Source organism: Alteriqipengyuania sp., assembly GCF_964222115.1.
In the GTDB taxonomy this organism is placed as follows: domain Bacteria; phylum Pseudomonadota; class Alphaproteobacteria; order Sphingomonadales; family Sphingomonadaceae; genus Alteriqipengyuania.
The window spans coordinates 1-26,595 of sequence record NZ_CAXQBM010000020.1; the positions used below are offsets into that span (position 1 = coordinate 1).

24 protein-coding genes are annotated in these 26,595 nt (G+C 62.5%); 10 read left to right on the forward strand and 14 right to left on the reverse strand.

Features of this window, described 5'->3' with window-relative positions; translation table 11 throughout:
- Nucleotides 1–1,003, forward strand: a 1,003-nt coding sequence (locus tag ACEQXE_RS03330; protein WP_370177510.1) for an ATP-binding cassette domain-containing protein, incomplete at its 5' end; no start/stop codon positions are given.
- On the opposite strand, the gene ACEQXE_RS03335 is transcribed toward ACEQXE_RS03330, so the two are convergent.
- Nucleotides 969–1,928 (reverse strand): hypothetical protein, encoded by a 960-nt coding sequence (locus tag ACEQXE_RS03335; protein WP_370177511.1) that lies wholly within the window; start codon nt 1,926–1,928, stop codon nt 969–971. The two genes, ACEQXE_RS03330 and ACEQXE_RS03335, sit on opposite strands and share 35 nt — an antisense overlap.
- A 387-nt stretch (nt 1,929–2,315) precedes the next feature.
- Between ACEQXE_RS03335 and ACEQXE_RS03340 the strand changes: the two genes are divergently transcribed.
- On the forward strand, nt 2,316–2,894 hold the full coding sequence (locus ACEQXE_RS03340; RefSeq protein WP_370177512.1) for a TMEM165/GDT1 family protein: 579 nt from the start codon (nt 2,316–2,318) through the stop codon (nt 2,892–2,894).
- Nucleotides 2,895–3,048: 154 nt separating this feature from the next.
- The gene (locus tag ACEQXE_RS03345; RefSeq protein ID WP_370177513.1) at nt 3,049–3,972 is read left to right on the forward strand and encodes an intradiol ring-cleavage dioxygenase; all 924 of its coding nucleotides are present in this window, start codon (nt 3,049–3,051) and stop codon (nt 3,970–3,972) included.
- Between the two features lie 194 nt (nt 3,973–4,166).
- On the opposite strand, the gene ACEQXE_RS03350 is transcribed toward ACEQXE_RS03345, so the two are convergent.
- Nucleotides 4,167–4,736 (reverse strand): pyridoxamine 5'-phosphate oxidase family protein, encoded by a 570-nt coding sequence (locus ACEQXE_RS03350; RefSeq protein ID WP_370177515.1) that lies wholly within the window; start codon nt 4,734–4,736, stop codon nt 4,167–4,169.
- Between the two features lie 217 nt (nt 4,737–4,953).
- Between ACEQXE_RS03350 and ACEQXE_RS03355 the strand changes: the two genes are divergently transcribed.
- Both ACEQXE_RS03355 and ACEQXE_RS03360 read left to right on the forward strand, forming a co-directional pair.
- Nucleotides 4,954–5,904 (forward strand): RcnB family protein, encoded by a 951-nt coding sequence (locus tag ACEQXE_RS03355; RefSeq protein ID WP_370177516.1) that lies wholly within the window; start codon nt 4,954–4,956, stop codon nt 5,902–5,904.
- Nucleotides 5,905–6,029: 125 nt separating this feature from the next.
- Entirely contained in the window at nt 6,030–6,701 is a 672-nt protein-coding gene (locus ACEQXE_RS03360; RefSeq protein ID WP_370177517.1) for a prolyl hydroxylase family protein, read from the forward strand.
- A gap of 4 nt (nt 6,702–6,705) precedes the next feature.
- On the opposite strand, the gene ACEQXE_RS03365 is transcribed toward ACEQXE_RS03360, so the two are convergent.
- The 3 genes from ACEQXE_RS03365 to ACEQXE_RS03375 all read right to left on the reverse strand — a co-directional run bounded on the left by ACEQXE_RS03365 (nt 6,706) and on the right by ACEQXE_RS03375 (nt 10,202).
- On the reverse strand, nt 6,706–8,340 hold the full coding sequence (locus ACEQXE_RS03365; RefSeq protein ID WP_370177518.1) for a lysine--tRNA ligase: 1,635 nt from the start codon (nt 8,338–8,340) through the stop codon (nt 6,706–6,708).
- Between the two features lie 114 nt (nt 8,341–8,454).
- Nucleotides 8,455–9,558 carry a hypothetical protein gene (locus ACEQXE_RS03370; protein WP_370177519.1) on the reverse strand — a complete coding sequence of 368 codons (1,104 nt, stop codon included), beginning with the start codon at nt 9,556–9,558 and terminating at the stop codon, nt 8,455–8,457.
- A gap of 272 nt (nt 9,559–9,830) precedes the next feature.
- Nucleotides 9,831–10,202, reverse strand: coding sequence for a VOC family protein (locus ACEQXE_RS03375; protein WP_370177521.1), 372 nt, complete (start codon nt 10,200–10,202; stop codon nt 9,831–9,833).
- A gap of 114 nt (nt 10,203–10,316) precedes the next feature.
- Between ACEQXE_RS03375 and soxR the strand changes: the two genes are divergently transcribed.
- Nucleotides 10,317–10,757 carry a redox-sensitive transcriptional activator SoxR gene (gene soxR / locus ACEQXE_RS03380; RefSeq protein WP_370177522.1) on the forward strand — a complete coding sequence of 147 codons (441 nt, stop codon included), beginning with the start codon at nt 10,317–10,319 and terminating at the stop codon, nt 10,755–10,757.
- Nucleotides 10,758–10,774: 17 nt separating this feature from the next.
- On the opposite strand, the gene ACEQXE_RS03385 is transcribed toward soxR, so the two are convergent.
- The 4 genes from ACEQXE_RS03385 to ACEQXE_RS03400 all read right to left on the reverse strand — a co-directional run bounded on the left by ACEQXE_RS03385 (nt 10,775) and on the right by ACEQXE_RS03400 (nt 15,536).
- Nucleotides 10,775–11,302, reverse strand: coding sequence for a histidine phosphatase family protein (locus ACEQXE_RS03385; protein ID WP_370177523.1), 528 nt, complete (start codon nt 11,300–11,302; stop codon nt 10,775–10,777).
- A gap of 27 nt (nt 11,303–11,329) precedes the next feature.
- Nucleotides 11,330–14,101, reverse strand: coding sequence for an ATP-dependent DNA helicase (locus tag ACEQXE_RS03390; RefSeq protein ID WP_370177524.1), 2,772 nt, complete (start codon nt 14,099–14,101; stop codon nt 11,330–11,332).
- Nucleotides 14,102–14,259: 158 nt separating this feature from the next.
- Nucleotides 14,260–15,168, reverse strand: a complete 909-nt coding sequence (gene ubiA / locus ACEQXE_RS03395) for a 4-hydroxybenzoate octaprenyltransferase (RefSeq protein ID WP_370177526.1) — start codon at nt 15,166–15,168, stop codon at nt 14,260–14,262.
- Nucleotides 15,165–15,536 (reverse strand): hypothetical protein, encoded by a 372-nt coding sequence (locus ACEQXE_RS03400; protein ID WP_370177528.1) that lies wholly within the window; start codon nt 15,534–15,536, stop codon nt 15,165–15,167. Before ACEQXE_RS03400 ends, ubiA begins: the two co-directional genes overlap by 4 nt.
- A gap of 46 nt (nt 15,537–15,582) precedes the next feature.
- Between ACEQXE_RS03400 and ACEQXE_RS03405 the strand changes: the two genes are divergently transcribed.
- Together ACEQXE_RS03405 and ACEQXE_RS03410 are read left to right on the forward strand one after the other, a co-directional pair.
- Nucleotides 15,583–16,350, forward strand: coding sequence for a 16S rRNA (uracil(1498)-N(3))-methyltransferase (locus tag ACEQXE_RS03405; protein WP_370177530.1), 768 nt, complete (start codon nt 15,583–15,585; stop codon nt 16,348–16,350).
- Between the two features lie 41 nt (nt 16,351–16,391).
- Nucleotides 16,392–17,762, forward strand: coding sequence for a glutamate--cysteine ligase (locus ACEQXE_RS03410; RefSeq protein ID WP_370177531.1), 1,371 nt, complete (start codon nt 16,392–16,394; stop codon nt 17,760–17,762).
- 9 nt (nt 17,763–17,771) lie between these two features.
- Here ACEQXE_RS03410 and ACEQXE_RS03415 read toward each other — a convergent pair whose 3' ends face one another.
- The 5 genes from ACEQXE_RS03415 to ACEQXE_RS03435 form a co-directional block, all read right to left on the reverse strand.
- Nucleotides 17,772–19,139 (reverse strand): isoprenylcysteine carboxylmethyltransferase family protein, encoded by a 1,368-nt coding sequence (locus ACEQXE_RS03415; protein ID WP_370177532.1) that lies wholly within the window; start codon nt 19,137–19,139, stop codon nt 17,772–17,774.
- Nucleotides 19,140–19,200: 61 nt separating this feature from the next.
- A complete protein-coding gene (locus ACEQXE_RS03420; RefSeq protein ID WP_370177533.1) occupies nt 19,201–20,541 on the reverse strand; it encodes a PQQ-binding-like beta-propeller repeat protein in 1,341 nt (446 codons plus the stop codon).
- 48 nt (nt 20,542–20,589) lie between these two features.
- On the reverse strand, nt 20,590–21,384 hold the full coding sequence (locus tag ACEQXE_RS03425; RefSeq protein WP_370177535.1) for a tetratricopeptide repeat protein: 795 nt from the start codon (nt 21,382–21,384) through the stop codon (nt 20,590–20,592).
- 104 nt (nt 21,385–21,488) lie between these two features.
- Nucleotides 21,489–22,643: a glycosyltransferase family 4 protein gene (locus ACEQXE_RS03430; protein ID WP_370177537.1), complete on the reverse strand. Its 1,155-nt coding sequence runs from the start codon at nt 22,641–22,643 to the stop codon at nt 21,489–21,491.
- Nucleotides 22,643–23,530 (reverse strand): alpha/beta fold hydrolase, encoded by an 888-nt coding sequence (locus ACEQXE_RS03435; RefSeq protein WP_370177538.1) that lies wholly within the window; start codon nt 23,528–23,530, stop codon nt 22,643–22,645. The genes ACEQXE_RS03430 and ACEQXE_RS03435 overlap by 1 nt, the downstream gene beginning before the upstream one ends.
- Nucleotides 23,531–23,600: 70 nt before the next feature.
- Between ACEQXE_RS03435 and ACEQXE_RS03440 the strand changes: the two genes are divergently transcribed.
- Both ACEQXE_RS03440 and astD read left to right on the forward strand, forming a co-directional pair.
- Nucleotides 23,601–24,998 (forward strand): protein adenylyltransferase SelO family protein, encoded by a 1,398-nt coding sequence (locus ACEQXE_RS03440; RefSeq protein ID WP_370177541.1) that lies wholly within the window; start codon nt 23,601–23,603, stop codon nt 24,996–24,998.
- Between the two features lie 88 nt (nt 24,999–25,086).
- Nucleotides 25,087–26,502: a succinylglutamate-semialdehyde dehydrogenase gene (gene astD, locus ACEQXE_RS03445; RefSeq protein ID WP_370177540.1), complete on the forward strand. Its 1,416-nt coding sequence runs from the start codon at nt 25,087–25,089 to the stop codon at nt 26,500–26,502.
- The last annotated feature ends 93 nt before the right edge of the window (nt 26,503–26,595 follow it).

Here is a 26,595-nt window from a genome sequence, read left to right on the forward strand (position 1 = left end):
CGATAATGTGGTGGGCTGGATTCTCGAGCTCGATCGCGGGTCCTACTATCCGTACGAAGGCAACTACTCGACCTATCTCGACAAGAAAGCCAAGCGGCTGGCGCAGGAAGAGCGCGAGGAAAGCGGCCGCCAGAAGGCGCTGTCAGAAGAGCTCGAGTGGATCCGGCAGAACCCCAAGGGCCGCCAGACCAAGTCCAAGGCGCGCCTGCGCAAGTTCGAACAGCTGCAGGACGCGCAGAATGACCGCAAGCCGGGCAAGGCGCAGATCGTCATCCAGGTGCCCGAACGCCTCGGCAGCCAAGTGATCGAGGCGCATAACCTGACCAAGAGCTTCGGCGACGAGCTGCTGTTCGAAAACCTGAGCTTCACCCTGCCCCCGGGCGGCATCGTGGGCATCATCGGCCCCAACGGCGCGGGCAAATCCACGCTGTTCCGCATCATCACCGGGCAGGAACAGCCGGACTCGGGCTCCATCAAGATCGGCGACACCGTGCACCTGGGCTATGTCGACCAGAGCCGCGACGACCTGACTGCGAGCAACAATGTGTGGGAGGAAATCTCCGACGGGCTCGATTACATGAAGGTCAACGGCCACGACATGAGCACGCGCGCCTACGTGGGCGCGTTCAACTTCAAGGGCCAGGACCAGCAGAAGAACGTCGGCAAGCTATCGGGCGGCGAACGCAATCGCGTGCACATGGCCAAGATGCTCAAGGAAGGCGGCAACGTGCTGCTGCTGGACGAACCGACCAACGACCTCGACGTGGAAACCCTGCGCGCGCTGGAAGACGCGATCGAGAACTTCGCTGGCTGCGCCGTGGTCATCTCGCACGACCGCTTCTTCCTGGATCGGCTCGCGACGCATATCCTCGCCTTCGAGGGCAACAGCCACGTCGAATGGTTCGAGGGCAACTTCGAGGCTTACGAGGAAGACAAGCGGCGGCGCCTGGGCGACGCGGCGGATCGGCCTACGCGGTTGGCGTATAAAAAGCTGACGCGGTAGATCGAAAGAGCCCAAATCGAGCATCCTCTCCGCGCTGGATTAGTGACCATGCCTCGGAAAGATCCCAAGTGCTCCCTGTCTCAATTAATGCATCGGCCTCTTTGACAAAAACTTTAGGACGCGGGGGCGTCGAAGCCGAAATAGTATTTTCCACGAATTTTTTTGGAAAAGGTCTATTTCTACCGGTTGTGACTTTCTCAAATTGCGAAATTACATCTCTGACAGTATCTCTTATATCTTCTACCATTCCAATCACTTCAAGGCCCTTAAGATCCGCCTCTACGTCTTGGTGAAAGACCATTTTTGTTGAAGCATTTATAAACTTCATTGAGTATGGAAGATAATTGACATTAAGTCGTGCATCCGGGTCAGCCTTAAAATTGTAAAATATTGTCTCACTTCCCACCGGAGGAGCTACAATCAATTCTTTGCATTCAAACTGCGGCCAAATCGGAATAGATATAGAATGCTTATCGAAGTTACTAATCTTGTTTAAGTAATACAGCGCGTCATTTCCTCCTTTGTACGGAGATATTTCATTTAATTTTTCTAAGCAATCTTTCGAAACGCGACGAAAGTTTCTATTTTCTATAGCGCTTTTCAGAGAACTCGCGCTGTCAGATATTGGGAAGCCCACGCTTCTGGGCGATCGTCGATTCAACCTAGCTAAATCTCCAGCCAGATGGTCGAGCGATGACCTTAAACTGTGAATGACATCTCCTAGCGCAAATGAAGCAATCGCCGGAGGGTATCCAACAACCCCAAAGAATGCTCGTAGATTTCTCACGTTCGATGTCTCGAAATACAGGTTAAATGGCATATTTTCTGTATAGCGTGATAATATCGATTTTAATTCGTCGATGTGAATATCTGCACGAACGCAGCGATACTTCGATCCGTCGAAAGGAAGGAAGCTCCTTGACATGGCCCGATCTCCCATAAAAACGCGCTTAAATCTCTTGTAGCGGTTCGGTTTTCCAGGAAAATATGGGCTAGAGCTATTTTAGAACAGACTTGGTCTTGGAAATTCGTGGAAATCACGAACCATACTATCCTGACCATAATGTGAGCTTCTCGTCGCTCACCCTTGCCCCTCCCCCTCCCCTCCGCTAACCCGCACCCGTCATCTGGGGAGTAGCCCACCGCAGCGCACGCAGCGGTTCCCTCGCGTCAACATACTCGGCCGAGAGGTCGTGGCGCAGGGGCGCGGAGTAATCCGCACGGGCAAGACCAATGGCACCTGACTTCCGCCTGGCCGGGCGGGAGGTCATGTGCCGTTGCAGTCTTGTTCGCCCGGCCCGGAGATACTCAAGTGGACGCCATCCTCACCTCTACCGCCGTGGTCGCGCTGGCCGAGATCGGCGACAAGACCATGCTGCTCGCCATCGTGCTCGCCGCGCGGTTTCGTGCGCCGGTGCCGATCATTCTCGGCATCTTCGTCGCAACGCTCGCCAACCATGGCATCGCCGCCTTCCTCGGCCATACGATCGCAGGCCTGCTCGACGGGCAGTGGTTCCGCTATGCCGTGGGTATTGGCTTCGTCGCGATGGCGGCGTGGACCCTCATCCCTGACAAATTCGAGGAAGACGACGAGCCCAAGCCGGGCCGCTTCGGGGCCTTCCTGACCACAACCATCGCCTTTTTCCTGGTCGAGATCGGAGACAAGACACAGGTCGCAACCATAGCGCTGGGCGCGCAGTTCGAGAGTGTGCTGCGGGTCGCGCTTGGTACCACGCTGGGCATGATGCTCGCGAACGTGCCCGCCGTCTGTTTTGGCAACGCGATCATCGAGCGCATATCGCTCAAGTCGGTGCGGATCGTCGCCGCGCTCCTGTTCCTCGCCATCGGGCTGTGGGTCATCGCCGAGGCGGCCGGGTTGCCGGGCGGATAAGCGCAGCCGGGAGAACCGCCCCCAACCCGCCTTTCGCGTTACACACCGCGACACGAAACCCGCCTCGCGATACAAAATGAGGCTGTAATCGCGGGGAGAATTCCGAATATCGCAGTGCAGCGCAGGGTTGGGGGCAACCTTGGTGGAGCACATAATGGAAGATACGGAACAGCCATTCGCAACCGGAACGGCGCGCAAGTACCACGACCATGCGCGGCCCGCGCTGGCAGACGATCTGGAGCGCGCGCAAGTCATCGACCGCAGGCGCGCACTCGGCCTGTTCGGGATGGCATCGACCGGCGTGATGCTTGCTGCTTGCGGGGCGGACAATGCGCTCTCGACCTCGACCGGCTCATCCTCCAGCGGGTCCTCCGGCAGCACCCCTACCCCCACCTCGACATCCTCCAGCGCCGACGGTTCCTCCACCTGCACCTCCTATGCATCGGAAACCAACGGCCCCTATCCTGCGGACGGCACGAACACATCCAGCGGTGCCTACTCGAATGTCGTGCCCGTCGCCGCCTTCCAGCGCGCCGACATCCGCTCCAGCATCAATGGCGGTAACACCGCTGCGGGTACGCAGATGGATTTCACCGTCACGCTGGTCGATGTGAACAATAACTGCGCACCTCTCGCCAATTACGTAATCTACATCTGGCATTGCGATGCCGTGGGCCGGTACTCGCTGTACGACCTGCCGGCAGAGAATTTCCTGCGCGGGTTGCAGACGACCGATGCGAACGGGCAGGTGACCTTCACCACTATCGTGCCCGGCACCTATAATGGGCGGTTCCCGCACATCCATTTCGAGGTTTACTCCAGCCTGACAAACGCCAGCAATGGCCGTTCCGCGCGCCTGATCTCGCAGTTCTCACTGCCCAAGGACGTGCTGGCCTCGCTCTATGCGGCGAATCCGACCTATACCGGCAGCATCTCCGCGCTCAACAATACCTCGCTCGCCAGCGACAATGTGTTTGGCGACAACTCGGCGGCGCAGCAGACCGCGATGATGATGAGCATGAGCGGTTCGGCCAGCACCGGATATACTGCCAGCGCGACCGTGGGCCTTGCGACCTGACCCCTGGGCGGCGCCGGGCAATTCCGGCGCTTCCACTTGTGGTTTTCCTACTCCGCGCGCTTGGAATAAGGCAGCGTCCGCTCTTTCCCACGGTCGATCATGTATACGTCCTGCGGGATGGAAAGCGCGTCTTTTTTGGGGGGCGTTTTTCTGCCTTTAGACACTGTGTCAGGTGTGTCAGGCGGGGAGCGTTTTTACGGCGTAATCCAGCGCGACTCGCCCGTGGCGAGATCGATCAGTGCGCGCCGGTGACCATCATGCGCGAGGTGGAACCAGTCGAGTTCGTGCAGATCCACCAGCAGGACTGCGAAGTTCTCCCTGGCAGGTAGCAGCTCCTCATCGGTCGGCTCGAGCCCTTCGAAGGCTGCGGGCAGGCCGGAGGTTGGCTTTTCGGCAACCGCGCCCGGCCCTTCGCCTAGGTAACAGCGACGTGCGAAGTTGGTGCTTTCTTCCCATGCGGCGTCGGCAATCGGCCCATCCCGCTCAATCCGCGCGGTGCCACGTACCCTGATCTGCACCCCTTCGGCCTTGTCGTAGAACAGTACGCCAACTTGCGGAGCACCCTCGATCATGTTGACCTTTGGCGCGCGGACATCGGTGTGAAAGCGCAGGCCCCACGGGTCAAAATCGCGCAAAACCATGACCCTGACGTCAGCATTGCCCGTCGCGACAACGGGGGTGTGCATCGCAGAACGGCGATCTTGTGCGGCCCGTGCCAACCGCGCCTCGGCATCGTCGCGCACTGTGTCGAGCGTCTCCAGCATGAGCGCCCCTACGCACGCTCGATCCGATGCTGTCAATCGGCTCGCGAAAGGCTATCATTCATCAAGATGCATAGAAACCTTAACAATTGCCCTTGCTGCATGTTCAGAAACGTGTCAGCGCGTATCAGGCATGTATCAATGCGGGACAAACGGAGTCGCATGGTGGGCGCAACTTCCTTTGGCCAAAAAGCAACTAAGGGAGCCGCAAGGACACATCATGTACGACCTACCACAGCTTTTCCGATATAGCGGGCTCACCGCGCTGGGTCTGGCGCTTGCCGCCACCGGCCTGCCCGCCACCGCTTCTGCTGCCGAAGCGCAGCCGACCACGGTGCTGACCTCGATCGGCGCGAGCGGTACGATCGCCGAACGCCCGCCCCGCGATGGCGAGACGCGACGGGGCAATCGTGCCAATCGCAGCGAAACACGCCAGAACAATCGCAGCAACCGGAGCGAAGCGCGGCAGAACAACCGCGCCAACCGGAGCGAAACGCGGCAGAACAATCGCGCCAACCGCCAGCAGGCCCGACAGGACAACCGCGGCAATCGCCAGCAGAACCGCCAGGCACAGCAGCAGCGCGGTGGCGGTTCGCAGTCGGCATGGGATGCTCGCCTTCAGGCCCGTGAAGCCTATCGTGCGCAGCAAAATCAGCAAAACCGCCGCGATAACCGCTACGACCGTCGCGACCAGCGCCAGGAAAACCGCTACGACCGCCGCGACCAGCGCCGCGATAACCGCGCAGATCGTCGCAATCAGCGCCAGGACAATCGTTACGACCGGCGCAACCAGCGGCAGGACAATCGCTACGACCGCCGCGACCAGCGCCGCGATTATCGGGCGGACCGTCGCGACCAGCGTCGGTGGAACCGCGGCTGGCGCAACGATCGCCGGTACGACTGGCAGCGTTATCGCGCGCAGAACCGCCGCCATTACAATCTCGGCCGGTACTACGCGCCCTATCGCAACTACAGCTATCGTCGCCTGAGCATCGGCTTTACGCTGGGCAGCCTGTTCTTCGGCAACCGGTACTGGATCAACGATCCTTGGACCTATCGCCTGCCCGAAGTCTACGGGCCGTACAAATGGGTCCGTTACTACGACGACGTGATGCTGGTGAATATCTACACCGGCGAAGTGGTCGACGTGATCTACGACTTCTTCTGGTAAGAACACGCCGGATCCAACACAAAGCGCCCCGTCGGTTTCGTACCGGCGGGGCGTTGCTTTTTTGCTGTCCTACAGGCGATGCAAGGCTCTAGATCGCAGCCCGCTCGCTTGATAGGTTCGCCATCATGGCAGACACGAAAACCAAAGTTCCCGATCAGGATGCGCTGGTACGCGCAGGCAAGATCGTCCGCACCCGGCTCGATGCCGATCCCAAGGCCTACAAGGTGCCGAGCGACAAGGCCGAGATCTATGCGATCGGCGAGTTCCTGACCTCCAACGAATGCCGCACGCTGGCAGGGATGATCGATCTGGTTGCCCAGCCGAGCTCACTCTATTCCGGCACCGAGCGCGAGGGATATCGCACCTCTTATTCGGGCAATCTCGATCCGGCCGATCCGATGATCAGGATGATCAGTCGCCGGATCGACGATACGCTGGGCATGCCTGCCAAGGTGGGTGAGGCCATGCAGGGCCAGCGTTACCAGCCGGGCCAGCAGTTCAAGGACCATCACGATTTCTTCTATCCTGCCGAGGATTACTGGAAGCGGGAGCGCAAGAACGGAGGCCAGCGCAGCTGGACCGCGATGATGTTCCTCAACACGCTGGAAAGGGGCGGAGCAACGGCCTTTCCGAAGCTCGGGATCCAGATTGCGCCCAAGGCGGGTGTCCTGATGGTGTGGAACAATGCCAACCCCGATGGCACGCCGAATATCGATACGCTGCACGCGGGCACCCCCGTTACCGAGGGTGTGAAGTACGTCATCACCAAGTGGTACCGCACCCGCAAATGGGGTTGAGGGATCAGGCCTCAGCCAGTGCCTCGGCGATCAGTTCGCGGGTGTTGGCCACGCCATAGAGCGCGATGAAGCTGCCCATACGTGGTCCCTGTTCGGAGCCGAGCAGCGTTTCGTACAGCGCCTTGAACCAGTCGCGCAGGGACTCGAAGCCGAACTCCTCGCGCTTGCCGATCTCGTAGACGATGGTTTGCAAATCCTCGGCGCTCATGTCGGCGGGAACAGCAGCGAGTTCCCCGTCCAGCGCACGCAAGGCCTCCGCCTCGTTCGGTGCAGGGGCGCGACGCTTGAGCGAGGGTGCAATGAAATCACGATTATAGGCAAGCGCTGTGCCGACCAGCGTATCCAGTTCCGGGTGCATTGCGGGATCCGGGTCCTCGATATAATTGCCAAGGTAAGACCAGACCTGATCGCGCGTCGCCGTCGCACCCATTACGCCAACCAGGTTAAGCAGCAGGCCGTAGGTCACCGGCAGGCTGTCGCCCGCGCCCGGCGCTTCCTCGGCGGTATAGCCACCATTGGCGCGCAGCAGGTGCCACGCGGGGTTGCCCAGCTGCTTGTCCAGCTCCTGTTCGGGCAGGCGCTCACGGAACTGCCAGTAATCGTCGACCGCGCGCGGGATCACCCCGACATGCAACTGCTTGGCGCTCTTGGGATTGGGGAAGATGTAGAAGCCCAGCGATTCCTCGCTGCCATAGGTCAGCCATTCGTCGATCGTCAGGCCGTTGCCCTTGGACTTGCTGATCTTCTCTCCCTTCTCGTCGAGGAACAGTTCGTAGATCAGCCCTTCCGGCTTGCGACCGCCCAACACCCTCGCAATCTTGCCCGATTGCACGCCGGTATCGGTCAGGTCCTTGCCGTACATCTCGTAATCGACATCCTGCGCGACCCAGCGCATCGCGAAGTCGACCTTCCACTGCAGCTTGGACATTCCCCCGAGGGCGGACTGCTCGACCACTGTCCCATCCTCATCGGTGAAACGGATGGTGCCCGCATCCGCATCGACCACTTCGACCGGCACCTGCAGCACGCGGCCGGTCACCGGGCTGATCGGCATGATCGGAGAATACGTCGCCGCACGCTCCGCGCGCAACGTGGGCAGCATGATGTCGAGGATCGCCTGGTTGTTCGCGAGCACCCTCCTGAGCGCATCGTCAAAGGCACCCGAATTGTACCGCTCACTCGCGGCGACGAATTCGTACTCGAAGCCGAACCGGTCGAGAAATTCGCGCAGCATGGCATTGTTATGGTGCGCAAAGCTCGGGTGATCGCTGCCGAACGGGTTGGGGATGCGGCTGAGCGGCTTGTGCAGGTTCGCTTCGAGCAGCTCTGCATTCGGGATATTTTCGGGCACCTTGCGCAACCCATCCATATCGTCGCTGAAAGCAACGAGGCGTGTCTTGCCATCTTCGGGTCGAGCACCGATCAGTGCCTCGAACGCGCGGCGCACCAGCGTGGTCCGCAGCACTTCCTGAAAGGTGCCGATATGCGGAAGTCCGCTCGGCCCGTAACCCGTTTCGAACAGAACCGGCTCGCCATTGGGCTTGATACCGTCGGGATAGCGCTTGAGCAGGCGCTGAGCCTCCTGGAACGGCCAGGCCTTGGACGTGCGGGCGGCGGCGATCAGATCTTGCATGCTCATGATGACATGCCTGTTGCGCAGCAACTGGCATGTTGCAAGCGCGAATGGCGGCAAGCGAATGGCCGGACCGGATTGCTCCGGCCCGGCCACGTAGCTGCGACCCTCAGGGGGAGGTTAGGCCGCTGCCTTGTCGCTTCGCGTCGCGAGCGCCGGCCAGTTGTTGGGGTACTGGCTCAGGTCCATCTTGGGCGGACCGCTTTCGAACTTGCGACCCAGCGAGGCGAGGATCAGCTTTGCCCGATGGCGACGGGCCTTGCGTGCCGTGAAGGGATTGGCACGGTCCGGCTTTGCGTCGGTCATCCGCTTCAGCAGGGCCTCTCGCTCTTCCGCGCTTTCGGGCGCCTTGGCCGGCAGGGCGACAGAAGCGCCTGTGTGTGGCAAGCCACCAAAATCGTCGCGGCGGTTCATCCGTGCAGCGGCAACCGGAGTGATCGTGGCCGACGTCCCGGTGAAACCATCCGCAATGGAAGGTTCGCTCGGCGTGCGAGTTTCCGTGCTTGCCGGCATGACCGTGACGGTGCGCGGCTGGTCGACCGACTGGCGATTTGCGATCACATCGGCGTTTGCCGAAGCGGTGCTCTCGGCTCGCATGGCATTGGCCCGCTTCCGACGCCGCGCAAAGGCGAACAGTAACAGGGCGAGGATACCGATCGGCACGAGGCCCATGAGCGCCAGCGAGACGATTTCGGTTATGGTCAGGCTCTCATCCGCCTGCGGCGACACGGCCATTGCCTCGGGTTCGACCGTCGCACGGGTTGCAACAGGCGCGGCAGCCTCGGTCATCGTATCCGAATTCGTCACGCCGAGGTCGGTGGTCTCACCCGATCCGGTGGTCGGAGTGGAGGTAACAGGAGCCGTATCGGATGTTGTCCTGGTTGCAGCGCTTGTACGAGCAGTGCGGCTGGATGCCGAACTGCGGCTTTCGGAGGCAGCTGCGGGAGCCTCGGTCGAGCGAGGAGTCTCCTGCACTGGTTCGGTCGGCTGGTCCACAACAGGCGCGGGAGCGACCGTCGATTGCGACGGAGCGGTCGTGCTAGGCGGCAGGACAACCCTGCGCTGATCCGGCTGCGTCGTCTCTGGCGCAGGCGCTGGCGTAGACGAGGTGATCGGCGGCGGCGCCGTACTGACCGTCGGTACCGTAGTCTGGGTCGGCTGGGCCGTGGTTGTGGCGCTCGACGCATCCTGCGCGAGTGCCGGGGTTGTTCCAAGCGCCAGCATCGCGGCAATCGCGACGGGAGCGCAACGAGCGGTATGTGCGTGCTTCAACATAGTCCCCTAAAAACGGAGACATTTTCGACGCCGTTCCCCTGAACGATTGTTCAGGAAACCAGAACCTCAAGTAAAATCAACGCTTAGCGCGCAAAAACTTGCGATAGGCCAACACCGGCCAGCGGTAAGTGGAGGACCGTTTCGGCACGAAATCGTCACATTGCGTACTCATTTTCTCTTCGATCTTCCGTTTGTCGAAGAGCGGCTTTCTCAGCACGGGCTCATTCATAGCTGACCACCTCGAACTCGATCCCGTCCCAGTCGAAGAAGTAGAAGCGGCGACCCGGCTCGTAGTCTCCATGGCCGAAAGGTTCGAGGCCGTGCGCTTTTACAATCGTCTCGGCTGAAGGAAGATCATCGACCTCGAACGCGATATGGTTGAGCGGGTTGCCTTTTGCGTAGTCGCCGCGCACTTCCGCACTTGTGTAGAGCGCAACATAGGCGTCACCGCTGCCCACATGGATGGTCCGCCCGCCATTCATCGACGGTCCTTTCCAGCGCTCGTGCCAACCCAGCAGATCGACCAGCAATGCGGCGCTGCGGTCCGGGTCCGTGACCGAGATATTGGCGTGTTCCAGTCGTCCTGTCGGCATTGCAAAGCTCCATCAATCACGCGGAGCCAGTGCGGCGCCGCTTCAACAGCGCCAACCTTGTGCAACCTCAAGCTTACTTGAGGTCAAGAGATATTTATCCTATCGCCGTGATCGATGAATGCGAACGATCTGCTGCCTATCGGGGACCTCGCCCGCCGTACGGGGCTCAGCGTGTCGGCCATCCGCTATTACGAAGGCAAGGGCCTGATCGAGCCACACCGGACCGGCGGCAACCAGCGGCGTTTCCTGCGGTCCGATATCCGCCGCCTCAGCTTCATCCTGATCGCACAGCGACTTGGGCTAACACTTGGCGAGATCGAGGCGCAGCTCATCAAATTGCCGCATGGTCGCACTCCGAACGCAAGGGACTGGTCCGCCATTAGCCGTGCCATCCGAGACCAGCTGGATGCCCGCATCGCGGAACTGGAGCGGGCGCGCGACAATCTGGATGGCTGCATCGGGTGCGGCTGCCTCAGCCTGAAAAAATGCGCGCTCTATAATCCCGAGGACACCCTGGCCGCCAAGGGCCAGGGCCCGCGCAACGTCATCGACTAGACGCGATTTCCGGGGCCCTATTCTTCTGGGCCGAGATTCGGGTCCAGATCGCGTGGCCGCATGAAGTGAACCATCGTGGCGACCGGTGCGCCCAGCTCGCTCCAGTCGTCGATGGGCAGTTCCAGCACCGCGTAGGCGGCGGTCGGGAACTTGACCATTGCCTCGCGAAAATCGGCTGTCTCGTGCTCGCTGGAAACCAGCGCGAGGACCACGTCCTGCAAACCCGGATTATGGGCGGCAATCAGGACCGAGCGCGCATCGCCAGCAAGTTCCTTCACCAGCTCGAAGTGATTTTCGGGGCCTGCTAGATAGAGCCGCCGGTCGTACACGGGCTCGATGCCGAGCGCGGCTTCCTCCAGCGTCGTTTTCACCCTCACAGCCGGGCTGGCGAGCAGCATATCCCATTCGCGGCCCTCACGCCTGATATGCCGCCCGATCACACGCGCACCATTGCGCCCGCGATCGTTCAACCCGCGGTCGAAGTCGCGTTGATCGCGATCGCCCCAGTCGGACTTTGCGTGTCGCAACAGGCCGAGATATTTCACGTGTCCAGCCTCATCATCGCTCCGGCCTCACCCCGCTGGCACATCGAGCCCGGCGGGTGAGAACCCTCCCTGCCTTGCAGGCGGCCCGGCGGCAAGGCGGGAAACTGCCTCGTCGAGCGAAACGCGATGGATCGGTGTTCCTGAAGGAAAGGCGTTGAGCAGTCTGCTCGGGAATGCAGCAGACAGGACGACGAAGTGGCCGCTATCGTCGCGCGAGCGGATCAGGCGCCCGAATGCCTGCGCAAGCCGCGCGCGGATGATCCTGTCGTCATAGGCGCCGCCCCCGCCCTCACTATCCGCAAAGGCAGCCCGGCGCGCGCGATGCAGGATGGTAGGCCGAGGCCAGGGTACCGCCTCAAGCACGACGCTGCGCAGGCTTTCTCCGGGAACATCGATCCCGTCGCGCAGGGCATCGGTACCGAGGAGGCTGGCGCGCGGATCGTCACCGAAAATATCGGTTAGCGTCCCGGTGTCGATCGGGTCAACGTGCTGTGCGTAGAGCGGCAGTTGTGCGCGGGCGAGCCGGTCGGCAATCCGCGCGTGGACCGCCCGCAAGCGCTTGATCGCGGTGAACAGCCCCAGCGTGCCACCGCCCGAAGCCTCGATCAGCCGGGCATAAGCCCCGGCGAGCCCTGCCATGTCGCCACGCCTGATATCCGTCACGATCAGCACCTCGGCATTGCTGGCATAGTCGAACGGGCTCGGCTGGCTGGTGAGGTGTGGATTGAGCCCGATATGGTCAGCACCACTCGCGGCAATCGCCCGCGCCCAATCGACCTCCCCTTGCGAATCCCGATCGGCCAAGGTGGCGCTGGTCAGCATCACGCCATGTGCAGGCTCGAGCACGACCTTGGCAAACGGCTTCATCGGATCGAGCCACCGTCGGTGCAGCCCGATATCGTATTCGCGCGATTCAAACCGGTCGACCGCCAGCCAGTCGACGAAATCGGCGTCCGCCAAGCCGCCAATGCGGCCGAGCAAGGCTTCCCAAGCAACGATCAGGTCTATTCGCCACGCGAGCGAATGCCGGGCGCCTTCGATCCGTGCGCGGCCCTGGCTGTCGAGCCAGTCGGGCGCATCCTCCAGCACCGCCTCCAGCCTTTGGCCAAGCTTCAGCAGCGGCTTCCGCAGGTCCGCCAGCGCGCCCTGGGCTTCCTGAGCGGCCTCGACCAGCGGCCCCGGCGGATCGGCAATCTCGGTCTCGATCCCGTAGCCCGCTTCGGAACCGCCGCTCTCGTCCCGCGCGAACACTGTCGCGCGTACTTGCGCGAGAAGCTCCTCCAGCGGACCGGACGGCGCACCCTCGCCTATCCGGCCCAGCCAGCCGTCCGCTGGCAGCGCCTGCGCCGCCTCGATGGCGGCCTCGACTGCCTCGCCACCCGCATCGTCATAGGAGGAAACGTCTGCCAGCCTTGCAGCAAGCCCGCGCCGCCGACCGCGCGTGTTGCGCTCCGGCCCGATAATCCAGCGGCGCAGCTCGATCGCTTCCTGTCCGCTAAGTGCGGCGGCAAAGGTACTGTCGGCGGCGTCGAAGACGTGGTGGCCTTCGTCGAAGATCAAACGTGTTGGCGGATGTCCGTGGTGGCGGCCGCGTGCTGCATTGATCATCACCAGCGCATGGTTGGCGATCACCAGATCGGCCTGCGCGGAGGTGCGCGCGGCGCGTTCGATGAAGCATTTCCGGTAGTGCGGGCATCCGGCATAGACGCATTCGCCGCGCTGGTCGGTCAGTGCGGTGATCCCGCGCCGGGGAAACAGCGTGCCGAGCCAGCCGGGCAGGTCGCCGCCGATCATGTCGCCATCGCGTGAATACTGCGCCCAGCGGGCTACCAGGTGCGCCAGCACGGCTCCCCGGCCGGCGAACCCGCCCTGTATCGCATCTTCCAGGTTGAGCAGGCACAGGTAATTCTCGCGCCCTTTGCGTACCACCACAGGCGCGCTCCCATCGGCGCGCTTCTCGGGCCATGCACGGCGGCTTTCCCGCCGCAACTGGCGCTGGAGGTTCTTAGTATAGGTGCTGACCCAGAGAGTACCCTGTGCTCGCTCAGCCCAGACGCTGGCAGGCGAGAGATACCCCAGCGTCTTGCCGATCCCGGTGCCCGCCTGCGCGAGCAGAAGGTTCGGCTTGGATCGCTTCTCACGCGGCGCAAAAATGCGCGCGACTTCGGCAGCATAGGCGCGCTGGCCTTCCCGCTGTTCCGCTCCCTCCCCAGTCAGCCGGGCAAGCTGGCCCTGCACCTCCTCTTCGCTGATCGAGACCTGCGCGGGCTGAGGCCTTTCGGGCGCGTCCTCCCACTCCGGCAGGGTTGCGAAGAGCCAACGCTCGGCCCGCTCCGGCTTCGCGACGAAGGGGGCGAGCACCTGCGCCCAAGGCCAGCGCGCGCGAGCGAGCGATTGCAGAGTGCTCCAGGCTCCGTGTCGCTCGGCCCAGTTGTCGCGCTCGCACACTGCAAGCATCGCGGAGAGCGCGATGCGCAGGAAGGCAGGCGTCGCCGCATCGCCCCCCGGCGGGTCGATATCGAGTGCGGCAGCAAGACCCTTCGGCGTCGGCACACAGAAGCGCGCGGGATGCAGGAAGGCGTACAATTCCAGCAGGTCGAGCCCGGATAGGTCCGGGTATCCCAGCCGCGCGGAGACCAGCGGCGCGTTGAGCATCAGCACCGGCGTATCGGCGCAGGCATTGATCGCCTGCCCCTTGCCGACTTCTTGCGTAGTCCCATCGGGCGCCGCCAGCCACAGCCCTGCATGGCTGGCATGGAGCGCGGGCAAGGCGGGTGGTTCGGGCGTCGGCGCGGCCATGCCCCGGTCTAATGCGGTGCGGAACGAAAAGTAAACAGCGGGCAGTCATTGGTTGTGGGCCATCGGCCGCCCACCTCCCCACCCGGCCACCAATGATGGCGTCAGACTATGGTGGACGGGTGGGGAGGTGGGCGGACGGCTGCCGCGATGGAAACTCGCTAAACCCCTGCGTTCCCAACAACGAAGCAAGCGACTGCAAGCAGCATGCCCGCCATGCGGTTCGACCTGAAGCGGTGCAATGGATTGTCCGGGTCCTTCTCGTCCAGCGTCAGCACCTGCCATGCCAGATGCCATCCGACGGGCATCAAGGTGAGCCATGAAACCCAGTCCGCGCGCAGCAGCCAGAAGCCGAGCGCCCACAGCAGCACGGCGCCGCCATAACAGATCGCCACGCCCTGCTTCACCTTGCCGCCCATCCGCAACGCGGACGAACGGATGCCCACCAGCGCATCATCCTCGCGATCCTGCAATGCGTAGATCGTGTCGTAGCCCACGGTCCACAGGACGCACCCCAGATACACGGCAATCGGCGCAGCCCATCCCGCATCGCCGAACGCTGCCCAGCCCACCAGCACGCCCCAGTTGAAGGTGAGGCCCAGCCATGCCTGAGGCCACCATGTAATCCGCTTCATGAAAGGATAGGCGGCGACCAGCAGCAGGCTCGCCAGCGCAATAACCTGTGCCAGCAGCGAGAGTTGCAGCAGCACGATCAGCCCGACCAGGCAAAGCACACTCAGCCAGATCCATGCCGTCTGCTTGCTTACCCTGCCGCTCGCAATCGGACGGCTCGCGGTGCGCGCAACCTTCTGGTCGAGCTCGGAATCCGTGATATCGTTATAGACACAGCCCGCACCGCGCATCGCGATACTGCCAAGCAGGAACCAGCAAATCGTGCCCCATTGCCAGCCTGCCCCGCTCAGCCATACGCCGACGACGCAGGGCCAGAATAGCAGCCACCAGCCGATAGGCCGATCGAAACGGGCCAGTTGTGCAAGATCGCGCGCTGGCTGCGGCAATCGGGCAATCAACCCGCGGTGCTCAGTGTCCGGGACGATATCTGCGGTCATCTCTCTGCCACGCGCCATCCATGCCAGCATAGGCCCAGCATGATCAGATTGCCGACGAAGTCGAGCAGACCCACTTCGGTGAGCAGCGGCACACGGAAATAGAACCAGTAGTTGAATACGAAGAACGGCAGCAGTGCGATCCCATATGCCGCAAAGGTGCGTTTCGTGAAGATTGCGGTAAATGCGACAAGCGCGAAGAGACACGCCTGCGCCCCGAAACACGCAAGTGCAAACTTCGCCAGATAGTCATCACTCTGGAACTCGGGGCGAACCGCCAGTTCGATCACGGAATCCGGCGCCAAAAGCGCCCAGGCGCCAAGAACGGCGAAGACAGCCCCGATCAGATACTGGGTCGTGCGAGCAGTCATGCGCGCGTACTAGCGTGCGACCCGGCGCTCGTCTAACGGATTCAGAATGCCCGCAACCCCTGCCTGGCCTCCCAAGAGCGCGCCGCGCCTGTTTGTCGAACAACGGCTTTCGCCGGATGCGAGGATCGCAATCGACGGGCCACAAGCCCACTACCTTATCAAGGTGATGCGTATTCAGCCCGGTAGCACGGTCATGCTGATGGACAACGCGACGGGCGAATGGGCCGCATACGCAGGCGAAGTCGGCAAGCGAGATGTCACACTGGAAATTGTCAGTCATCTGCGCCCACGGGAAACCGTGCCCAATCTGTGGCTGTGCCCTGCACTCCTGAAAAAAGATCGCTTCGACCTGGTGCTGGAGAAGGCGACCGAGCTGGGCGTCGCTGCGATCCACCCGATTGTCACGCGCCGCTGTGTGGCCGACAAGCTCAATCCCGAGCGCGCACGCACCATCGTGACCGAAGCTGCCGAGCAATGCGCGCGTACCGCGCTGCCGGATCTGGCGCCGCCGACGAAACTCGACGCGCTGTTGGCCGATTGGCTGCCGGATCGAACGCTGTTCTTCGCCGACGAGGAAGGCGGGATGGAGGCGGCCAGTGCTTTTGCGAAACATGGCACGCCTGCAGCGCTCCTGATCGGCCCGGAAGGCGGCTTCGACGATGCCGAACGCGCGACAATCCGCGCCCTGCCGCAATCCGTACCCATCACGCTGGGCCCACGCATCCTGCGCGGTGAAACTGCGGCTATCGCCTCTCTCAGCATATGGATGGCCCAGGCTGGAGACTGGGCCGAGAGTCGGGGAGCACAAGAATAAATGCCTTTCCTCCCGGCAATCGGTTTTCTAACGCAACGCACATGAGCACGCGCAATGCATCGAGCGAAGACGATCCCGTCATCGAAAGCCGCGATCAGCTGGTCGCACCGATGCGCAAGGGCGAGAAGCCGAAAGCCGATTGGCGGATCGGCACCGAGCATGAAAAGCTCGTCTACCGGCGCAAGGATTTTTCCGCGCCGAGTTACGACGAGCCCTGCGGTATTCGTGACATTCTACTGAATTTGCAGGATTTCGGCTGGAAGCCCGTTGAAGAAGGCGGCAAGGTTATCGCGATGGCTGGCGATGACGGGACGGTCAGCCTCGAACCGGCCGGGCAGCTCGAATTGTCGGGTGCCCCGCTCGAAAACCTTCACGAGACCTGCAACGAGGCCGGTCGTCATCTCGCCCAGGTCAAGGAAATCGGCGAGCGGTGCGGAGTCGGTTTCCTCGGCCTCGGCATGTGGCCGGACAAGACCCGCGAAGACCTGCCGGTAATGCCCAAGGGCCGGTACGAGATCATGATGCGGCACATGCCGCGCGTCGGTAGCCTTGGTCTCGACATGATGCTGCGCACCTGCACCATCCAGGTGAACCTCGATTATGGCAGCGAAGCCGACATGGTGCAGAAATTCCGCGTCGGCCTGGCGCTCCAACCGCTGGCGACCGCGCTATTCGCGAATTCGCCCTTCACCGAAGGCAAGCCCAACGGCTATCTCAGCTATCGCAGCCATATCTGGTCGGACACGGACCCGCACCGCACCGGCATGCTGCCCTTCGTGTTCGAGGATGGCTTCGGTTATGATCGCTGGGTCGATTACATGCTCGACGTGCCGATGTATTTCGTCTTCCGCGAAGGCAAATATCTCGACGCTGCAGGGCTGAGCTTCCGCGACTTCCTCGATGGCAAGCTGAGCATCCTTCCCGGAGAAAAGCCGACGGAAAGCGACTGGTGGGATCACCTCTCCACCGCGTTTCCCGAAGTGCGCCTGAAAAGCTTCCTCGAAATGCGCGGCGCCGATGGCGGCCCGTGGAGCCGTATTTGCGCCCTCCCCGCGCTGTGGGTCGGCCTGCTATACGATCAGACCGCGCTCGATGCCGCGTGGGACCTGGTGAAGCACTGGTCGATGGAAGAGCGCGAGGCGTTGCGCAACGCGGTCCCCAAGGAAGGGCTGGCCGCAGCCGTTCCCGGCGGCAGGACCTTGCAAGACCTCGGGCGTGAAGTGCTCGCCATCGCAAAGTCGGGCCTGACTGCGCGTGCACGCCTGAATACCAGCGGCGATAACGAGACAGGCTTCCTTCAGACGCTGGAAGAGATCGTCGAGAGCGGGCGCTCGCCCGCGCAGCGCATGCTCGATCGCTATCATGGCGAATGGGGCGGCGATATCAGCCGGGTCTACAAGTACAGCTTCTAGCGCAGGCGGTTATTCCGCCGGTTGGAGCTCTTCGCTGCTGCGACCGCGCGTTATGGCGCGGCCCAGCGCTGCCAGCGGTGCGGTGATAATGCCGTGCTGGCTCATCCATGCATGATATTCGCGGTATTTGGCGTCCTCGCCCAGCAAGTGGGCTTCTTCGGTGCGCGCGCGCCAGTAATAGATCGCTGACACCAGCGAGAGACCCACGACATTGCGCAACGCCTCCATCGGGCCACCATCGGTGACGAGGAATGGAAGCGCCGCGCTCCACCAGAACAGGTTCTTGGAGAGATACGCGGGATGGCGGGTAAAGCGATATGGCCCGTGAGTAATCACACCGCGATAGGTCAGGTTCGAAAAGCGAAGCCCGAAGACCATCGTCGCCCAAGCATAGACGCCGGTCAGCATGACCAGCCAACCGCCCCACAGCGACAGCAGCATCGGGCTGTCCGCCAGCCAGTGGCGCCAGCCGGGAGCATTCGATTCGTATGCGAGCAGGCCACCAGCATCCATCACGCCGTAGACGAACGGCGGATAGCACAGCAGCGCGGCAATCCATCCGGCGAGGAAGGGATTTCCGCTGCGGATATGGCTGTCGAGCGGACGTAGCGTCATCAGGTAGCCGACGGTGCCGATCTGCACGTCGATCACGAACAGCAGTTCGATCATCGCCAAAGCCAGTGCCCCGGGCTGGCTTGCCAGATCGGCGAGGTTCGCATTCACCACCGCAGCGAAGCCACCGGGCAGAATCGAGATCATGAAGGCGCCGAAAAAGCCCTTGATGATCCACGCCCGCCAATGGCCGATCACCTTCTCGCGGTCCCACGGCTCGCGCGCGAGCAGGAACGCACCGAAATGCCAGGTGCCGTCGCGCGGGTTTTCCATCCGCCGGTCGAGCCAGAATACGTAGGGGATAGAGAGCAGCAGCATCGGAATCGCTGCAAAGCCCAGCACTTCCATCGCGAACAGGTATTGCCCGTCCCAATACCAGCGGCCGATGGCATAGAGCGCAGCCAGTACCGCCCAGGTCGCCCACAGTCCGGTCAGCTTGGTGAACGAGATGGCGCGCGTCGATTCGGCGTCGGCGCGTGCATTCCAGTCGATCCCTGTCGATGGATTGCGATGCACCTTGTCGACGAAGACCGACCACAGGACCATCGGCAGGCCGCTGAACGCGAGTGCGGTCAGCGCTGCGTAGGGCCCGTCAAGTCGTGCACGCGGCCCCGGCAGATCGAGCGCGGCCGAAATTTCGGGAAAGGCGCGGCAAAATACGATCCAGCACAGCAGACCGGCCAAGCCGACCAGCCCTACCCCCGCAGACACATCGCTGCGGGGCAGGTCGGTTCGATTGCCGGAACTGGAGGCGGCTTCGCGCATGAAGCCGCCATAGGCGCAAAAGGGTTAAATGCCCGGTAACGAGCCGAGGCGTTCGATGCCCTTAGCGGAAAGCGGTGATCGTCCCGCTGTCGTCGAGCACGTACAGCATGTTGTTGGCGATGATCGGCGGCAGGCTGACGGAATCGCTGACCTTGGACAACATGTTTGCCGACCCCTCGCCCACGCTCGCTTGCCACAACTCGCCGCGCGAGTTTGCCATGTAGAGCATGTTGTTGGCGAGCACCGGGCCGGTCCAGAAAATCGGCCCCTCGCGATCTTTCTCGTCGCGATAACGCGCCAATTGCGTGATCCAGCGAACCTTGCCGGTCGAACGCGCGATCGCGAGCAAGCGCGCGTCGCTGGTGAGCGTAAACAGCCATTCGCCTGCAAGTGCCGGGGTCGAAATGCCGGAAAGGTTGAGTTCCCAGACGCGCTGCCCGGTCACCAGTTCATAAGCAGCCATACGACCGCCCTGGCCGAGCGCATAAACGCGCCCGCTGTCGATGATCGGATCCGCGTCGATATCGGAGATGCTGCCAACCTCGGTCGAGATCGAGGTGCGTGCCAGCGCATCGGCCCACACGACACGGCCATTCTCGTAACGATAGGCAACCAGTTCGCCAGAGCTGTATCCAGCCACGACAGTGCCCTGGCCCGCCGCCGGGGAGGCCACGCCGAACACACCGGCCTGAGCGACCGAGCCCGATTCCTGCCATGCGATCGACCCGTCGTTCTGGTTCAGCGCGATGATGCGGTTATCCTGCGTCATCACCAGCACGAGGTTGAACGCAAGCGTCGGCGCATCGCGAAGCGGGCCTGCCGGGTTCGCGCTCCACACCACGCTGCCGGTAGCCGCGTCGAGTGCGACGACCTGGCCTGTCCCGCTGGTTGCGAACAGGCGATTGCCTGCCACTGCAAGGCCACCACCAAAGGCGGAGCCGCGCAGGTCCGAAGTCACTTCCGGGCTGTGCTGCCAGCGACGCGATCCGGTCGCGGCGTCGAAGGCATGGACCGCACCGGAGGTATCGACCGCATAGAGCGTGCCGTTGGCAACGATCGGTGCAGACCCGAGGCGGCGGCTATTGGTGGAGCCCTCGATCTTGATCGACCACGCACGTGTCGGGCTGGCGCCCAGCGACAGGTGACCGTAGCTCTTGCTCGGCGTACCGCTTGCCATCGCCCAGCTATCGTTCACGCGAGCAGGCGGGAGGACGACCGAAACGCCCGCCAGGTTGGGATCGACCTTCGCCCCGCTCTCGATCCGGGAAAGGACGGGCACGCGATCGCCCACCGTCGGGGTCACGTTCTTGTCGCCGCCGCCGCCGAACAGGCCGCCCGAGCAGCCCGAAATGATCAGCGCGGTAAACAGGAGCGGGATCGCACCAAATGCTCGCAAGGTCATCCTCCGATATATCGCCCGTGGGGCGTCCTTATTGTGTAACTCGTACTATCATTGCGCCGGTGCGACCGGGCGGCCGTTTGCGGCAGATGCGCGCAGATCCTTGACGAGTTCGTCCACATCGCCAACCGCATCGACGCCCAGCACGCTCGCCATCTGGCGCGCACGCCCGCGGATCGTCTCCGGCACATCTTCGCTCTCGGCAATCTTGGCGAACAGGGCACCGGCTTTCTTCTCGTCGCCCGCCTCCAGGTGCGCCATGGCCAGCACTTCGGCAGCACTGCCGAAGAATGGCTCACCTTCCTGCGCCAGCGGCGTCAGGCGGCGGATAACCTCCGATGGCTTGAGCGTGTCGTAACCTGCGATCACCGCGCGCAACTCGGCAAGATCGCGGATCGATTCCGGTACGTCGCCATTCTGGGCAACTTCCTCGAACAGGGCGATGGCTTCCTTGGTGCGACCTTCTTCCTGAGCGATCCCGGCGCGCAGCATCTGCGCCTGCGCCTTTGCGCCACCCTTGCCATCTTCCGCCAGGGGAGCCAGCTCTTCGTCGGCCTGCTTCACATTGCCCGCTTCAAGCTGGTCCAGCGCGGTCACCAGCGTTTCGGATTCCTTTTCGCGATCGCCTTCGCTCTGGCCGGTAAAGATCAGGATTGCGGCGAACACGCCCAGGCCCACCACCACGGCGATAATGATGTAACGCCCGTAGTTCTCCCAGATATGGCGGTACTGATCGGTACGAACCGCATCGTCCACCTCTCGCAAGAGCGCCTCGTCCTGCGCGGCCTTGGTCTTGGCCTTGCGGTCTGCTGCTTTGCTGCTGTCGCGGTTGGGTAACAGGGCCACGCCTGATGGTCTTCCTTGGAAACTGCCGGGGTAGGCGCGGGTCTTTAAACCATGATGCAGCCAATTCAATAGCAGCCCGCGTGAACGGCAGGTGAAAGCTGCAGCTACCGCAGCACACCGCCGCCCAGCGCACTGTCGTATAGGCGGCGGTAGGCCCCGATCATCTTCGCCTCGTCGAACTGCGCGCGCGCCTTGAACCGGTTCGCCTCGCCAATCGTCTTACGGGTCTCGCCATCATTCGCCAGCGCCAGCAGGGCGGCGGCCAGCCCCGCTTCGTCGTCACGCGGCACGATAAAACGCGCATTCTCGTCCGAAACCATGGCCGAGATATCGCCCACGTCGGGCGCGACCACCGGCAAGCCTGCTGCCATAGCTTCTACCACTGAGAGCGGGAACTGCTCGGACCGGGAGGATAGCGCAAAAATATCGAACAGGCCGACGAACCTGTGTGGGTCGGCCGCAAAGCCTGGCATGTGCACACGGTGGCTAATTCCGGCCGATTCTGCGGCATCGCGGATGGTATCCGCTTCCGGCCCCTCGCCCACAATCACCAGTTGCCACTGCTCGGGAAGCCGGGCCATGGCACTGACCAGCATTGGCAGGTTCTTGACCGGACGCAGCCCTGCAAGCGTGCCGACCCAGCATTCGCCCTCGTGCTTGATGACACCGCGCAAGGCATCGCGCTTGGGCTTGGTCGCAAAGCGCTTCGTATCGATGCCATTGGGGATATGTTTCACACGACCGATCGGCTGCTGCCATGCTTCGAGCGCGATACCCTCCAGCACCTCCGACGGGACGACCAGCCCGCTGGTCTTTCCTAGCGCGATTCGCCGATACCAGTTGCGTGTGGCCTTCAGCCGGTCCTGCTCGTCCTCGTTAAAGCCATCCTCGTGATGGATGAGCGGCGGCAGATCCATCATATCGTGGAACAGCGTGTGCGCCATCACGGCGTCCATCGCGCCCCAATTATAGGTCAGGACAAGGTCATAATCCTTCATCGCGCTCGCGAGTGCGTGGAGCCGCTTGGGCCACGGTTTCCCGCGCAAGGAGGGGAAACTGCGCGGATAGCGCGCGTCGATACCCGGCCCGATGCCTTCCGACGCCCCATAGGCTCCCGGATCGGCCGAGACGATGGCGTGCGACAGCTGCTGCCCGAATGCATTGATAAGCTGTACGCAGCGCAGCTCCTTCCCGCCCGCCGCGAATGTGGAGTGGAGATGGAGTACGCGGGGGGCAGCCCGGCTCGATCCCCCGACCATCAAGCCGATTCCCGTGCCTTGATCTTTGCCAGTAGTGCATCGATCCCGGCTGCGGCTTCGGGTTCTTCCAGCGTCGGCGCATGGCCCGTGTCCGGGACCGTGACGACGTCCATGCCGCGATTGCGTGCACGCATCTGGTTCACCGTCTCTTCGGACAGCAGGTTGGACAACTCGCCCCGCACAAGGGTCAGCGGGGTCTGCGATAGCGATTCGAATGCCAGCCACAGGTTTGCAGCGGGCGCACCGGCGCTGTCTTCTGCTTCCCGGAAGGCATCACCAATCGCCATGTCGTAGTCGAAGCTGATCCGCCCGTTCTGGCCCAGCACCATGGTGCGTTTGGCGGCTTCCAGCCAGTCTTCCAGCTCATAATTGGGGTGCGCATCCTCGTGCGTTTCCTCGAGCGCGCGCGCCGCATGCATCCAGGTGGGGAAGCTGCGCCCCTGCCCCACATAGGTGCGAATCTTGTCTATCCCGCCTTCCTCGATTGCCGGGCCGACATCGTTCAGCACCGCACCCGCAATGCGCTTCGCGTCACTTTGCGCCAGCAGGATCGTCATCAATCCGCCCAGCGAAGTACCGATTGCAACGAAGCGTTCGATACCCAGTTCGCCCAGCAGGATTTCGACATCCGCTACATATTGCAGCGGATTGTACGTTTCTGCGTCCTCGGAATAGTCGCTTTGCCCACGCCCTCGCATTTCCGGCACGATCACGCGCCACTCGGGCGATAGACGTTCCGCCACCTTCGCGAAATCGCGCGAATTGCGGGTCAGCCCATGCATGCAGAGAATTGGCGGCAAGCCATCGGAGCCACCGGCATAGTCGCGATAATGCAGTTTCAGGCCATCGGCACTATGCCAATAACCATCGGTAAAGCGCTGATCCATGGCCCTCTTTTCGGGTTCGGCAAGTGTCATCAGGTTGCGCGGGAGCCCGCGCGTGCCCACTATTGCCGCGATGGTCGAAAAACCGCAACCACACCAGGACACTCCTGCGCCGATCTTAACGCTCGCCGACTGGATCGGCGACCCGGTCGATCCTGCGTCTTTCCCCGAAACGAAGCTGCGCTGGCGAAACGATCGTGCCGCTGCAACAGTCGAACTCGATAAGCTGAGCGATGCCGAATGGGTCGCGCATTTCGGCAGGTTCGAGCCACTACCGGGCAATCTCGAAAAGTCGCTAGCCTTGCGATATCACGGCCACCAGTTCCGGGTTTACAATCCCGAGATCGGTGATGGGCGCGGCTTCCTGTTTGCGCAATTGAGGGATGATCGGGGCCGCCTGCTCGATCTGGGCACCAAAGGTTCGGGCCAGACGCCCTACAGCCGTTCTGGAGACGGACGACTCACCTTGAAGGGCGCGGTGCGCGAACTGCTTGCAACCGAGATGTTGCAGGCGCTTGGCGTGAATACTTCGCACACATTCTCGATTGTGGAGACCGGCGAGGAACTGTGGCGCGGCGACGAACCCTCGCCCACGCGCTCCGCCGTGCTCACTCGCCTCAGCCACGGGCATATCCGCATCGGGACCTTCCAGCGCCTGCTTGCGCATGACGAGCCCGGGCACATGCGCGAACTGGTCGAATATTGCCTCACACAGTTCCCCGGTCCACCTCCGCCCGAAAATGCACCCGACCGCGATCATCCCGCTATCCGCCTGCTGCACCAGGTGGTCGAGCGGATGGCGGACCTCGCCGCAAGTTGGATGGTCGCGGGCTTCGTCCATGGTGTCCTCAACACCGACAATATGAATATTTCGGGTGAGAGTTTCGATTATGGCCCCTGGCGCTGGCTACCGCGCTGGGAACCCGGCTTTACCGCCGCCTATTTCGACCACGCCGGCCTTTATGCCTTCGGTCGCCAGCCCGAAGCAGTGGGCTGGAACTGCGCGCAACTTGCCACCGCTCTCCGCCTGATCGCCCCGTCGGAGGGCCTGATCGCGGCGCTGGAGCGGTTCGGCCCACTCTATGCCGAGCATCTGCGCCGCCGCTGGCTATGGCGACTGGGGCTCAAACCGCAGGGCGAAACACAGGATGGCGCTCTTATCGCCGCCTGCGAAAGAGCAATGCAGGAAAGCGGCGAGCAGCCCGACACATTTTTCCACACACATCGGGGCGGGCGTGCGCAATCGGAGGAACTCGCAAGGCTCATGGAGGATTACGATCCTGTGCTAAGCCCGCACCCCTATCGGCAGGAAGAGCCCCCGCAAAGCATGCTGATCGACGAAGTCGAGACAATCTGGTCTGCCATCGACGAGCGCGATGACTGGGAACCATTGCTCGAAAAGGTCGCAGCAATCCGCCGCGCAGGCGAAGCACATGGTGCTCCGCCAGAGCCAGCCGCGCAGGACAGGTGACGTCGTGTCCAAAAATCGCTAATGCGCGCGGCTTATCCACAAGAAGCGGTTCAAAATACCGCCTGAAGGAACCGAGGACCTGCCAGGAGTGCCAACTTCCGAAATCGTGTCTTTCGAGCCTGCTTCCGGGCAGGAACTGTTCCGTGCGTCGATCGGCGACGTGGACGAAGCAGTCGCTCGCGCTCGCGAGGCGTTCCCCGGGTGGGCATCCCGGCCGGTCGCCAATCGCATGGAGCTGGTTCGTCGCTTCGCCAACGAGGTCCGCGCCGCCGCCGATGATTTCGCGCAGCTGATCGCACGCGAAACCGGCAAGCCGCTGTGGGAAGCCAAGACCGAGGTCGAGGCGGTCATCAACAAGGTGGAGATTTCGATCTCCGCCTATATGGAGCGGACGGGGCAGAAGAAGCTCGACAGTGCGCTGGGCGGGGTGGCCGCGCTGCGTCACAAGCCGCATGGGATCATGGCGGTACTCGGGCCGTACAACTTCCCCGCGCACCTGCCGAACGGTCATATCGTGCCGGCGCTGATCGCGGGCAATACCGTAGTCTTCAAGCCCTCCGAAAAGACGCCTGCGGTCGGCGCGATGCTGGTCGAGTGTTTCCATCGTGCGGGGATCGAGAAAGACGTGGTCCAGGTACTGATCGGCGGCCCGGACGAGGGCAAGGCGCTGGTCGCTCACGATGCAATTGACGGCATCCTGTTCACCGGCAGTGCGCAGGCCGGCATCGCGATCAACCGCAAGTGCGCGACCAACCCGGGCAAGATTCTCGCGCTGGAAATGGGTGGCAACAACCCGATCGTGGTGACGAAGACCCCGCTGATCGAGGATGCAGCGCTGCTCATCGCCCGCTCGGCCTTCACCACCGCAGGCCAGCGATGCACCGCCGCGCGGCGACTGATCGTCACCGAAGACATGTATGATCGGACGGTAGAGGCAGTGAAAGCGCTGACCGCGAAGATCATCGTGGACGAGCCTTTTGCGGATCCCCAGCCTTTCATGGGCTGCGTGATCGACAACCAAGCCGCAGACCAACTGACCGAGAGTTTCCTCTACCTGCTGTCCAATGGCGGCAAGGCGATCCGCCACCTTCGCCGTATCCGCGAGGATGCACCTTTCGTCGCGCCCGCGCTGATCGACACGACCGCGATGGAGGATCGCCCCGATGTCGAACTGTTCGGCCCGCTGTTGCAGGTGATCAAGGTGCCCGATCTGGACAGCGCCATTTCAGAGGCGAACAATACGCGCTTTGGGCTGTCGGCATCGTTGATCGGCGGCTCGCCGGAGGATTTCAATCACTTCTGGGCCAATATCCGCGCCGGGATCGTCAACTGGAACCAGCCGACCAATGGTGCTTCTTCGAAGGCGCCATTCGGCGGGCTGGGACTTTCCGGCAACCACCGCCCCGCAGCCTACTACGCTGCGGATTACTGCGCCTATCCCGTTGCCAGCAGCGAGATCGAGCAGCCGCGCGCGAGCTTGGGCGTGGGCTTCAAGGTGGATTGATACATAGGTCGCTAGCGCGAACCACAGTCGCCTCCCACCACGAGATCGGAAGAGCACACGTCTGAACTCCAGTCACTCTCATGCATCGCGTAT